This is a genomic window from Alteromonas profundi (genome assembly GCF_010500865.1).
GTDB classification, from domain to species: Bacteria; Pseudomonadota; Gammaproteobacteria; order Enterobacterales; family Alteromonadaceae; genus Alteromonas; species Alteromonas profundi.
Genome location: NZ_JAAAWN010000010.1, coordinates 94,232 through 106,812 on the forward strand (window position 1 = coordinate 94,232; position 12,581 = coordinate 106,812).

General features: G+C 42.8%; 10 protein-coding genes. 4 read left to right on the forward strand and 6 right to left on the reverse strand.

The features are described 5' to 3' along the window. Nucleotides 1-68 precede the first annotated feature (68 nt). Entirely contained in the window at nt 69-1,193 is a 1,125-nt protein-coding gene (locus GTH32_RS09385; protein ID WP_163085045.1) for an XrtA/PEP-CTERM system-associated ATPase, read from the forward strand. A 192-nt stretch (nt 1,194-1,385) separates the two neighbouring features. Here GTH32_RS09385 and GTH32_RS09390 read toward each other — a convergent pair whose 3' ends face one another. From GTH32_RS09390 to GTH32_RS09405, 4 genes are read right to left on the reverse strand one after another with little or no spacing between them, the layout of a single operon-like run. Next, entirely contained in the window at nt 1,386-3,083 is a 1,698-nt protein-coding gene (locus tag GTH32_RS09390; protein ID WP_203565435.1) for a porin family protein, read from the reverse strand. Continuing rightward, nucleotides 3,064-4,005 carry an XrtA-associated tyrosine autokinase gene (locus GTH32_RS09395; RefSeq protein ID WP_163085047.1) on the reverse strand — a complete coding sequence of 314 codons (942 nt, stop codon included), beginning with the start codon at nt 4,003-4,005 and terminating at the stop codon, nt 3,064-3,066. The genes GTH32_RS09390 and GTH32_RS09395 overlap by 20 nt, the downstream gene beginning before the upstream one ends. Further along, nucleotides 4,005-5,573 carry an XrtA system polysaccharide chain length determinant gene (locus GTH32_RS09400; protein ID WP_163085049.1) on the reverse strand — a complete coding sequence of 523 codons (1,569 nt, stop codon included), beginning with the start codon at nt 5,571-5,573 and terminating at the stop codon, nt 4,005-4,007. The genes GTH32_RS09395 and GTH32_RS09400 overlap by 1 nt, the downstream gene beginning before the upstream one ends. A 30-nt stretch (nt 5,574-5,603) precedes the next feature. Next, the gene (locus tag GTH32_RS09405; protein WP_163085051.1) at nt 5,604-6,236 is read right to left on the reverse strand and encodes an XrtA/PEP-CTERM system exopolysaccharide export protein; all 633 of its coding nucleotides are present in this window, start codon (nt 6,234-6,236) and stop codon (nt 5,604-5,606) included. A 160-nt stretch (nt 6,237-6,396) separates the two neighbouring features. Between GTH32_RS09405 and GTH32_RS09410 the strand changes: the two genes are divergently transcribed. From GTH32_RS09410 to xrtA, 3 genes are read left to right on the forward strand one after another with little or no spacing between them, the layout of a single operon-like run. Next, on the forward strand, nt 6,397-7,809 hold the full coding sequence (locus GTH32_RS09410; protein WP_163085053.1) for a TIGR03013 family XrtA/PEP-CTERM system glycosyltransferase: 1,413 nt from the start codon (nt 6,397-6,399) through the stop codon (nt 7,807-7,809). A 3-nt stretch (nt 7,810-7,812) separates the two neighbouring features. After that, a complete protein-coding gene (locus tag GTH32_RS09415) occupies nt 7,813-8,661 on the forward strand; it encodes an XrtA system polysaccharide deacetylase (RefSeq protein WP_163085055.1) in 849 nt (282 codons plus the stop codon). A 23-nt stretch (nt 8,662-8,684) separates the two neighbouring features. Beyond that, entirely contained in the window at nt 8,685-10,124 is a 1,440-nt protein-coding gene (xrtA, locus tag GTH32_RS09420; RefSeq protein WP_163085057.1) for an exosortase A, read from the forward strand. Here xrtA and GTH32_RS09425 read toward each other — a convergent pair. Together GTH32_RS09425 and GTH32_RS09430 are read right to left on the reverse strand one after the other, a co-directional pair. After that, nucleotides 10,111-11,178: a right-handed parallel beta-helix repeat-containing protein gene (locus tag GTH32_RS09425; protein ID WP_163085058.1), complete on the reverse strand. Its 1,068-nt coding sequence runs from the start codon at nt 11,176-11,178 to the stop codon at nt 10,111-10,113. The genes xrtA and GTH32_RS09425 overlap by 14 nt on opposite strands. An 81-nt stretch (nt 11,179-11,259) precedes the next feature. Continuing rightward, on the reverse strand, nt 11,260-12,576 hold the full coding sequence (locus GTH32_RS09430) for an O-antigen ligase family protein (protein ID WP_163085060.1): 1,317 nt from the start codon (nt 12,574-12,576) through the stop codon (nt 11,260-11,262). Nucleotides 12,577-12,581: the final 5 nt, after the last annotated feature.

Sequence of the window (12,581 nt, forward strand, 5' to 3'; positions counted from 1 at the left end):
AAAGTGTATGCACTGTATTAAACTCGCAAACGTTAAATACCTATAAAGCTTTTTCAACGGATTTCAGCATGTACGAAAGTTACTACGGCCTTAGCGCTAAGCCTTTTCAACTTACCCCTGACCCCAGCTTTTTCTTTGCCAGTAAATGGCATCAACGGGCATTGGCATACTTACAGTACGGGTTATCACAAGCGGAAGGCTTTATCGTTATCACGGGCGACATAGGTACGGGTAAAACCACTATAGCCAATAGCCTTTTGGCCGATATCGAAGATGATATTGTTGCGGTGCAAATTGTGACGCCTAGGCTAAACCCAGATGAGCTGGTAAAAATGGTGGCTGCGAAATTTCATATAGCTACTGAAAATCGCAGTAAATCAGAAGTTCTGCAAGCGCTGGAGCAATATTTACGAGAGTTGCATGGGCGAAATAGCCGCGCGTTGTTGATCGTTGATGAAGCGCAGAACCTTCCCCTTGAAACCATTGAAGAATTAAGGATGTTGTCTAATTTCCAACAAAGCGGAAAGCCATTATTACAAAGCTTTTTGCTGGGGCAAAAGGAACTACAACCTATATTGCGGGCGCCGAATATGGACCAGTTTAGGCAGCGTATTGTGGCATCATGCCACTTAAAACCCCTAAGCCTGGAAGAAACCACCGAGTACATTGGGTTTCGTTTAGCGCAAGCCGGTTGGCATGATAAGCCGCCTATCAGCGATGATGCTTTCAGTATCATTCACGATTTTACCTTAGGTATTCCTCGTAAGATCAATACCTTTATGGACAGAGCATTTCTTTTCGGATTTTTAGAAGATGAAAAAGAGCTTACCGCCGAAATAATTAAGGCGGTGATAGATGAAGTTCGTGAAGAAATGTTCGAGCCAGAAATGGAAACCGAATTTAAGCTTGATGAGCACGAGAAAGGGTCGCCAACGCCACTGGTTACGCCGAATGGGCAAGTGGTAAAAGATGCCGAATACTACAAAAGCATGCTTACAGAATTGGTAGATGCTCTAGATGATGCAATTCGTCATAAAGTAAAACTAACCCAATACATGGATAAGTTACTGAAGAAAAAGTACAAAACCTATGTGCGGATGAAGTCAAATGGTACGGCTGACATGGCCTCTAGTCCAGAAGATGATTTAGCGTCTTCGGATAACGCTGAAGAGGACTCTCTTTCCCGGGACTAGCCTAAAGGGCACGGTGCTTTACTCACTTTTCGATAACTTAAATTTGTATAGTTATGGAATATGGCGGGGGGGTAGAGAGGCGAGGTATATTGTGCTGTTAACGTTAACTGCCCATGGGAGTAACGTACAAACCAAGCATACAATTGTTTGTTCCACGCACGGACAGACTTCAAATATGAAACGTAACAGGCGTTATTCATATTTGTAATTTATTGAAAAAGCGATGCGGCGGTCGGTATATTCCGCGCCATACACACTGTCTATAGCTAAGTCACCCTCTTTGTCATAGTAGCTAAAGGTCAAATCTGTGGTTAAGTATTTACCGAATACCCGTGATATGCCTAAGTTGCCGCTTAGGTTATCACTTGCGCCATTGGTCGTTGTGTCGCCTCGGTTTTCAATGTTGGCGTATGTAAGCCCCGCCACAAATGTAGTGTAGCTACCTAGCTCGTAGGCTAAATTAACGCCTGTCGAATATGTACGCTGTAGTCTATCTGCATCAAGGTAGTCATTTTCCGCATAACGCCATGTTAAACCTACGGTTATGCGAGAAAATTGATAGCCTATTTGGGTGTTAGCGCTTTTGCGTAAAATGATGTTGTCGTCGTACTCGAGGTTTTGTGAAGATAGCTGCACCAGCTCTTCGCCAGTGCCTAAATCGTATGATAGGCTGCTTGGTTGGAAACAGTCTGAAATACTAATAGTGTTGGCAGGGCAGACGAACACCCCAAGGTTTTCTGTATCAGCGAGTAAACGCGAGGTGTTGGTAACATCTTCGGTATAAGAAAACGATGAACGAAAATACTTCGCATTGTAACGAATACCGGCCGAGGCCGAGTCACCGTAAAAGCGACGGCCATATGCGCCATTTATTGATGTTCTGGAGCTTAGTGCCCACTCTACATCTACGCCGATATAGGTCTCGTCTTCCTCATCTAAATCAGACTCACTTCGATTGGCCGTTATCGCTATATAGCGATCGCCCGACTGTCGATAGCTAATGCCTGCGCCATAGGAGTTAAATTTTCGAACACTGGCAAAGGAGTCTGTTCTATCTGATATTTGGTTAGCCTCGTGAGTAGCAGTTAACCGTAGCCCCCAATCTTTTAGCAGCATGGCATCTGACACAAAGTTTCCTGAGCGCGAAATAAAATCGCCTGTATCGCTCGTGCTTCTTGAGGTGTTCTGGTAACCACCAGAAAGTGACCAAATGAAACGTTTAGCTCTATCGCCACTAGCCAAAGTGCCACTAAAGCTAAGGGTATCGTTATCTAAACCGTTATTCACGCTTAGCGCAGAACGTTCCGACTCGGTATCAGAATATGATGCAGTGCCTTGTGCTACTAGCCAATCCCCATTAGCGAAGGTCAGTGTGCCCGACAAGGTATTGGAGCGGGTTTTTGTAAGTCCGTCTGAGTTACTTACAAAGTCTGAAACTAAAAAGTTTGCGGCAGAATAGTTTTGATAGTTAAGTGCCCCATTAGCCTGAATAATGAGGTACTGATCTAGCGGTTGCCAATTCGCAGCATACCGATACTCTGCAAAAGTATCTTCTTCGGCATTAATTTCATTTTCCCGCTCTAAATGAGTAAGTGAACTAGACCACAAGCCATTAAAAGTATTAGACGAGTAGGCCGCGTTAACGGTGGGAGTTACACTAAACGTAGTGAGAGAACGAGTCCCTTCTGTGGCTATTTTAATATCTTGAAAAATAGCGCTGGCGTCAGCATTGGCGGTTATGTCTAAATCAGATTGGGCGTAAATACTCGGTGCTATCGTTAACCCAACTGCAAGCGCGAGGTAGGCGACAGGGGGCGTCGCCGAGCTATTCGGAACAGTCTCTTTGCTGCGTAATGTTGCTGAACAGGCCTTAATCGGAACGCTCGGCATAGTAATATCCATAATAACCACTATGATCGGTGTCTGTATGCACCGATTTGTTAACGACAAAGCCGATGGCCATTTCTGGGTTTAAGCGCTCAACAGCCAACTTAATATCGGACATTTTGGCTTTTCCCTCTTCAACCACCACCACGGCTTGGCCCGCAAAATTAGCGAGTATTGCACTTTCGTTTATGCCAATTAATGGCGGCGTATCGAATATAACAATACGATCGGGATAACGGTTCGCAAACTCATCCACGGTTTCGTGCATTTTGTGACTTGCTAACATCTCTGTGGAGAGATGGTGTGAGCGCCCAGCAGGAATAATTTTTAGTTTATCAACGTTTGTGTGATAAAGAACGTCGGAGATGTCTTCGACGTCTCCGGTTAAGTATTCCATTAAACCTTTACGAGGCTTTAAACCAAAGGTTCTAAGCACATTTGGCTTGAGCACATCAGCATCCACTAAAAGTACTGTTTTGTCTTGTTCAGAGGCAATACTTAACGCCAAATTGGTTGCAGTAAAAGTTTTGCCTTCTGACGGGCGACTGCTTGTCACCATAATAATATTAGGGTTTTTTAACGTTTTCGACAAAGGACCTAGTGCATTAGCGAGCAACTTACGTTTTATCTCTCTGTACTCTTCGTTAATCTGCTTACGATCGCCAGCAAGAGATATATGGCCATTAGCGGCTAATCGTTCGAGGTCTATATGAAACGGTTTAGCCTCATGCCTACCATTATTGGTTGTATCAACCGTGGGGGCTGTTTCTACCGCTTGTTCAGCGTTATTTTCTGTACCGGTGGCAATAGTACTATCGACCTCATTGTCCCCCTTGCTCGCGGCTTCAACCTTGTCTTGTTTTAGTTTCTTTGCTTGTTTTTGCTCTCTTTGTTTTTCGAGGGCTTTTTCTATCGTGTTTTTCATTACAGCAAGCCTCCTAAGAGGTCAATATTCATAACTTCGGCTGCCACAAGTACCGCATACATAGCAATAATTGCCCCTGAAGACAGTAAAAATATCAATAGACGTATACGGTTTTTACGTTTTATAACATCAAGTTCTAAGTGAGTTACAGTACCCCAAATAGGATAATCAGACAGCTGCAATAACTGTTTCGGCCGGGTCAAAATAGGTGCCAGTTGGCTAACTAAAAATGCTACGCCAATTCCTGCACCAAACCCAATAATAAGCACCGCTGTGTATAGTATCAATCGATTTGGCCCAGAAGGGCGTTTGGGCACGAGTGGCGGCTCAATAATTCTAAATTGTAGCTCTTCGGATGAAACTTCAGCCCGTCGCGACAAGTCCGCAGACTCTTTTCGCGCCAGTAGTTCTTCATATTTACTTTTAGTAATTGCATAATCCCGATTTAACGCAGTGCTCTCTGCCTCAATTTGCGGAATTAAATCTACCTTTGACTCAAGCCGGGCAATCTTTCTTTTAACGTCGGCTTCTTTCACATGTAATGCTGCCAAATTGCTTTGATAGCGGCTCATTTCAAGCCTAATAGCTCTGTTTAACTCACCGAGCGGTTGACTGTCATCGCCATCACTTGCATTCAAAAAAGCATCAATTTCTTGTTGTCTCGCGGTTTCTAATTTTTCAAGTAGAGCTTGCGTTTCAATAACATCAGGGTGCTTATCTGTAAAACGAAGTTTTAGGGTATCTAATTGTTCTTCCAGCCCTCGAATTCGGTCGTCGTAACGAGTGCGAAGAACAGGCTCGTCAGCATTTGTAACGCCAAAGCTGTCAGCAGACTTACTGCCGGCCATCTGCGCTCTAAGTGAGTCTATTTGTTGCTGCGTTTGCTTAATTTGAAGCTGGGTATCCTCAAGCTCACCTTGTAAGCCTTGAAGTTGGCCATAATAGGTACCGGAAAGAGGGAGAATGTCATTGTATTGTCGTTTAAAGTTGGCTACGCGCTGTTCAGCTTCTTCAAGACGGGCCTCATACTCTGCTATTTGTTCGTTTAGGAATTTCCCAGCGGTATCGGTATCTCTGCGGTTATTGCCAAGCGCCCCCTCAACAAATAAGTCGAGGGTTTCTTTCACTACCTTTTGTGCAACAACGGCATCTGAATTTTGATAGGAAATATTGTAAATATTATCCCTGCCAGTGGATTGCATTTGGATATCACTAACTAAACCACTAACGATAGCATCAAACTCGGCTTCCGTTTGGGCACTTAAATCTAAGTCACTTTCCCTTGCAATAATTTCAACGTTACTACGACTTAGTAACGTTTTTGCCATCATCTGAATTTCTTGATCGGGATTTGTTTGAATAGCTAGGCCGCGAAGCAGTGGTTGCAACACTGAGCGCGTATCAACAAACACCTGTGCTTTAGATGCATATTGATCTGGCAAGGTTGTTACATATAAAAAGCCAAGAGGGCAAATAAGCCAAGAGAAAATCATGACGTAACGCTTTTTTATCCAGATACCCTTCACATAGTCGAGTATCTGGGTCAGCGTCTGTTGTAAATCCTGCATTATTATTTTCTTTCCATAAACCGCGTAAGACTAGAACCAGGCTTCTGGGATGATAACAATATCACCAGGTAGCATATCTACATTCTCTGATATGTCACCGTCACGGATTAAATCATCAATATTAATCTCAAAGGTTGTTTGTTTGCCATCTATTACGCGAACTAGCTTGGCGTTATTTCCATCCGCAAATTCAGTAAGACCACCCACCGCAATCATCAAGTCAAGCAATGTCATATGTTCGGTGTAATTCACCGCGCTAGGGTTTGTTGCTTCGCCTATAACACGCACTTGCTCACTTAACGGACCTGAGAAATTATTAACGCTTACTGTCACTCTAGGGCTGTTAATATAGGTGGATAACTTTTCTTCTATTTCTCGTGCTAAATCTGTCGGCGTTTTACCTGCTACGTCAATGTCTTCAACGAGTGAAGTGGTTACTTTACCATCTGGACGGACGATAAACTGCCCTGAAATTTCAGGATTTCGCCATACAAATATCGTCAGTGAATCACCAGGGCCTATGAGGTACTGGTAACGGTCGACATCTGTTGTTAAAGATGGACGGGTGGTTGCCTGTGGCAATGAAGATGTAGTGTTGCATCCTGCTAAAAGTATGGCAGCCATACTAATAAGGAGATGAACCGGCCTTTTCAATCGGATCATAAAGAATTGAACCTATTCGTATGTAGTTAGTTAATGCTTTATTGATTTACCCTACGGCAAATAGCACTATAATACCAACAACAATTCTAGTCTATTAGAATAATTCCTATTATGATAAGAAATATAACGGAATTCACATTGCAGTATTAGGGGATAACGGGTGGCAATTAATAAGCGTAACCAAAGCAAACGCTCCAATATATTAGTAATTACGGAGACATTGCTAATAGCTTACATGGGTTACATTTCCCATTTTATTTTAACGCAAGTGGGGCTTTCAGCGCAGGTTTCGATGGAGAAACTCGTTGTCAACGTTGCCATGCTAACTGTGAGTATTCTAATTTGTTCATTGTCTGTAGGCCTCTATGAAGCTAAGTTAAGAGAAACCTTTAGGGGCATTATACGTCGAATTTTTGTAAGTGCCGGTTTAAGCTATTTTCTCGTCGAATTAGTGAGCCGAGCATTTTTCGATAACTTATTGATGGACTCCTATTTTTTGCCCGCCGCAGTAGGGGCTATTATCGTCACCCTCGTGGTATTTCGCTATTTTACCAACCGTCTGGGCTTACTCGGGCTAGGAAAAGTTAGAATTGTAGTGCTAGGGGCTGGAGAAAGGGCGGCAATTATTGAAAAGCGCATGCGCCGTGATGTAGATAGAATTGGCTTTGAGTTAATGGGTTTTATCCCCATTCCGGGTGATAATAGAGAAGATGGCATAAGGCGAGAAAAAGTCATCCACGTAAAAGTGGATGATTCATTTTTGAATTTTATTATTGAAAACGACATTGAAGAAATAGTTATTGCGTGTGATCAACGTAGGGGTACGTTACCTGTTGAGGTTTTATTTGATTGTCGATTACGCGGCATAGAAGTAACCGAACTTCTCGATTTTATGGAGAGAGAAACAGGGCAAATTGTAGTGAACCTAATGTATCCAAGTTGGGTAATTTATTCTAACGGCTTTCAAAGCCAAAATTATTTAAGAGATGCGTTAGATTATTCGCTTAATATTATACTAGCCTCGGCTATTTTTCTTATTGTTTGGCCAGTCATGTTAATTACTGCGCTTATTATTTTTATCGATGACGGATTTCGCACTGGTACATCGGTTTTCTATAAACAAGAGCGAGTAGGGTTAAACGGCCAGTTATTTAACATCATTAAATTTCGAAGTATGCGGCCTGATGCAGAAAAAGATGGCGCCAAGTGGGCCAGTAAAAATGATGATAGAGTTACACGTATTGGGCATTTCATACGAAAGTATCGTATCGATGAACTTCCCCAACTGTTAAATATATTTAAAGGCGAGATGGCGTTTATCGGGCCGCGCCCGGAGCGTCCGCAATTTGTTGAGCAGCTTGTCAGAGAAGTGCCATACTACAATCAGCGCCACAATGTTAAGCCAGGGTTAGCGGGCTGGGCGCAATTGAATTACCCGTATGGCGCTAGCGTAGAAGATTCGATGGAAAAACTTAAATTCGACCTGTATTACGTTAAACATCAAAGCTTATTGCTGGATATTGTTATTTTAATTCGTACCGTTGAAATTGTACTTTTTGGAAAAGGTCGATAACCAATGAAATTAGACAATCGCCTTAACGCGATGACCGTTGATGTTGAAGACTATTTCCAAGTATCAGCGTTTGAGAGTGTAATTGACAAAAAAGACTGGGATAGCATCAGTCTTCGGGTGGGCGATAATACCCATCGGCTGCTCGACTTATTTGCCGAAAACGGCGTTAAGTCTACATTCTTCACGTTAGGGTGGGTGGCGAAACGGTGTCCAGATGTAATTAAGCGGTTGGTTAGCGAAGGGCATGAATTAGCGAGCCATGGTTTAGCTCATCAGCGAGTTACCACCATGTCACGCTCGCAGTTATACGACGATATAGCTGAGAGTAAAGCAATTTTAGAAGACGTTGGTGGCGTAAAAGTGATTGGGTATCGCGCGCCCAGTTTTTCAGTTAACGATACCAACACCTGGGTATATGAGGTTCTGAAAGAGCAAGGGTTTATTTATTCCTCTAGTACCTATCCCATTGAACATGACCTCTATGGCGTTCCACAGTGGCCCCGATTTAAATACGAGCGGCCCGAAGGCATTATTGAAATACCTATTCCTACCATAAGAAAGAATAACGCCAATACAGGTATTGGCGGGGGAGGGTACTTTAGGCTTTATCCATATAGGTTGTCGAAAAAGCGTATTCAGCGTTTTATGAATGAAGAGCCCCATCCATACAATTTTTATTTTCACCCATGGGAAATAGACCCCGCACAACCTGCTATTAAAGCAGCACCCTGGCGGTCGAAGTTTAGACATTATATAAATCTCTCTCGCATGGAAGGTAAAGTAGTACAGCTACTTAAAGATTATCGTTGGACCACAATGGCTCAAACATACGATATTCAAACCTCTGACTAAGTCAGAGGAAAAGGACGAAGTAAATGAACACGCCGCTATTATTAGGTTATCGGACAATCTTGGCGCAGTTTGCAGCGCTGGTCATCTTATGGATTATTTTTACCTTTAAAGGATTAAGTACAGCGGTAGATATTTGGTGGAATAACGAAATATTCAACCACGGTTTTTTAATTATCCCGGTATCCTTTTATTTCATCTGGGTAAACCGAGCAACGCTACGTAATTTAACTATTACACCCTCTCTCGCCCCTGCCGTTGTGCTTTTTGGTCTAATACTTTTATACATAATAGGGCTAGCAGGCGATATTAGGTTATTTTTACATGTTGCTACCTTCGCGATGTTACCGGTAATAATATGGGGGCTGGTTGGGCATCGCATCGCCAAGCGCTTGCTGTTTCCCCTATGTTTTATACTATTTTGCATCCCAGTGGGTGAGCAACTCATTCCCTATCTGCAGCAAATCACTGCAGACGGCTCGGTGTTTTTATTAAAGCTAACCAATATCCCTAACTACAGAACCGGCCTTTATATTGAAATTCCCCAAGGCCGCTTTTTAGTAGCAGAAGCTTGTTCAGGAGTGAGCTTTTTTATTGCCAGTATAGTGGTGGGAAGTGCGTATGCTTATCTAAATTTTCAAAATGGCTATAAGCGTAGCGTGTTTTTCTTGTTCTCTATGGTGCTGCCTATAGCTGCAAATATTGTTCGTGTGTACGGTATTATTACTATCGCCTATTTCACCGACATGGAATACGCGGCGGGTGCAGACCATCTTATATATGGTTGGTTTTTCTTTGCCTTTGTACTTATTTTGCTGTTGGGCACAGGAGAGTTGTTTAGAGAGAAAAACACAAGTCCTGTAGACCCCAGCCAGGTTCATTTACCTGTGGTGAAGAAGTATTCCCCTAGCATAATCATGTCGGTAGGGCTCCTATTAGGTTTTTTATGGAGCAGTTTACTTACGCAGTCATCTCAATTGATGGCGCCACCGAGTTTACATGTAGATTCGATAAAAGACGCGAGCTGCCCTTCTTTTATTTGGTCGCCTAACATGCTTAACCCTGATCAAGAGACGCAGTTTTCGCTACTAGGTAGTAATTGTGAGACAAGCATATACACCGCTTGGTTTAGTGAAAACGGCAACGAGTTGATAAGTGATTCAAATCGCCTCTTCAATAAAGGGCAATTCTCAGTTGAAACGTTTGGTAGCGTGACAGTGAACGAGATCAGTTTGCCTACTTTATACCTGACAACGCCCCATGATGAAAAAGTGTTAGTCACGCATTGGTACGTTATAAATGGAAAGCTATTTACTAGCAAGGCGAAAGCAAAGCTCTATCAAATAGGCCTTAAAATGGCAGGCGAAACGAGCACGGGAAGAATTTGGATTGTAGCAACCCGTGAGCCTGACTTAAAGCCATCTTTAACAAAGTTATTTGACGCTGGCGTAATCAAAACTGATTGAGGAAGTGCTCAAACTGCAACCAGAGTCGGTCACCGGTAGCAGCTTGTTTATTATTATTTAACAGCGCTTCTCCGTTATCGCGAGACACTATTGCGCGGTTACTAACGTTATTCATGATAATGTTCCTTTGCGTCCTTGGGAACCGATATTCTATGGCGTTAGGGTAAGAGGTGGTCATGTAAATAACATTATCTACCACAAGCGTATCTGAAACGTTTTCAAGTGAGATACCCACATCAGCAAAAAGGTGCTTCTTATTAGTGTGCACGATACGGTTGTTAATGACCTCGTTTTCACTAACCACATCACCATTTTTACCCATACCAAGCCCAATGCCTCGGTCAGAGTTGATAATGGTATTGTCCCTGATACTCACGTTACCTGAATTGTGCCAAAAGTGAATAGCGTGTTCTGCAACGCGCTCAGCGGGACTGGCGATGTTGGAAAAGGTATTGTCTGTTACCGTCCAGCCTCTAGAGTGGTGGGCGTCAATACCGCCAATATAGTAATTAGGACCAACCCCTGCGGTATACTCGAATCGATTGTTCTTAACGATCCCAAAGTCGGCAAAATGTTGGTTTCCACCGGATACTTTTAGCAGCTGTTGATAGCTATCTTGCAAAATACAATTGGTTAGAGTGAAAAAGTCGGCGTCGCGTTCAGCTCTTACTTGAATTAAATGGTTCGCCACACTTTTTAACGTCATACCTGATACAGTGACATTACTCGCACTTATATCAAAAATAACCTCCACGCTGGCTCGCTTACGCATGCCAGTGCCCACCAGAATCACTTTTAGCGGGTCGTTTGAGTGCGAGCGTAAGCTTGTATTAGGGTGCATGATACGAATATTAGTAGCATTTTCATAGACGCCGTCGGCCAAGATAATCTCCACCGGTAGCGCGCTTGAAAGGCGGTTAACTTGATTAACAGCCTGTTTAAGCTCGGGGACAGAGTTAACTCGGTAAGTGGTGACTGAGCCTTCACAGAAAAAACTAATGCCCCCACAAAGCAGTATCATCAACACTCTAATAGTATGCGTTAAGTTATCCATAAACCAAGCCAAAATGGGACATCCCAATTGTGATGTCGGGTTAATGTCACGTGCACGACTACTGACAGTACTATAACGAAATTAAGCAGGTTCTTTGGTAACCTCTTCATTACCTTTTTGAATTACATATACATTGTAGGCACAACATATAAAAATGAGTAGCATATATAACGCTACTGCCCTAAATCTATCTAGGAACGTAGCTGCGGTAAGGTAACCTATGCATGCTGCTTGAACTGCATTACCAATAAAATACATATCGATATTTTGTTCGTCTAGTGCCTGTTTTTTTATCTCTCGAGTTAGTAGATACCCAGAAAAAAGCATCATGATAAAAAAGAAAAATCCGATGTAACCAACTTCGGCAAGTGTCTGAAACCAAATAGAGTGTACGGCCCTGTTCCGCGTTCTACCCGTGGCGACTGACTCTGGAATATATTGAGGCGAAAGTAAGTTAAATGAGTAGGTGCCTGCTCCTAGGGGGTAGTCTTGGGCCATATCAGCCGCAGCCAACCAAAAAAAGACACGAGTAGAGCCTGATTCTTGCTCTTCAGTGAGGGTTGTGGTTGACTTTATCGATAAAAAGCGGTTAATGGCTTGTTCATCTAATACGCTAACTAGCCCTATTAAGCCAAATAGAATCAAGCCAAACACCTTGGCTTTTTTATATTTCATCGAAACTTTAGGTGCCATGACCCCTAAGAGATAGGCGCTGCTCCCTGTTAATACTCCAAGGAATGAACCGCGGCTATTCATCAACACAAGCGCATTTACGATTAGCCCGCCAGCCACTAATATTAGTAGCCTTTGTTTATTGTTTTTTGCGTGCCAAAAGTAATGCAGGCAAAAGATAGCGCCAACTGCGAGTACGGCTGCCATATCATTTACATCTGGCGAGTCAACTGTTCCTACGCCTTCCACCCTACCCATACCATTTCGACCTGTTTCCATTACATAGAAGCCGATGTAGGCACAGCCAGCCGTAAATGCGAGTAGGTATTTATCGAGATCACTGGGGGATTTACATAGCTTAAATGCCGCTAAAAAGACTACACTAACTTTTATAAAATTTTCTAAAGCATAGCTATGAGCGCCTGGTAAAACCGCCCAAAATTGCACTACTGCAAAGTAAGCAAGGACAGCGAGAAACCACTTTAATGGCGTTAGCTGAAAAATAGATGTAGGTGTTCGATTCTTAGGAATTAGTGCGCAAATTAATATCACCAACGAGAAAAAAAATGAATAACCGATAGATGGTATTGAACTCGACCACCATCGCTGTTCGTGGTACATAAAATAGATTACAATATAGCCAACAAAGAGAAGCGCAGGGGTGTGAAAAATTCCCCGAAATAAACAATACAATTGCGTAAGAAAAAATGTTGCTATGGTTAACATTGCTG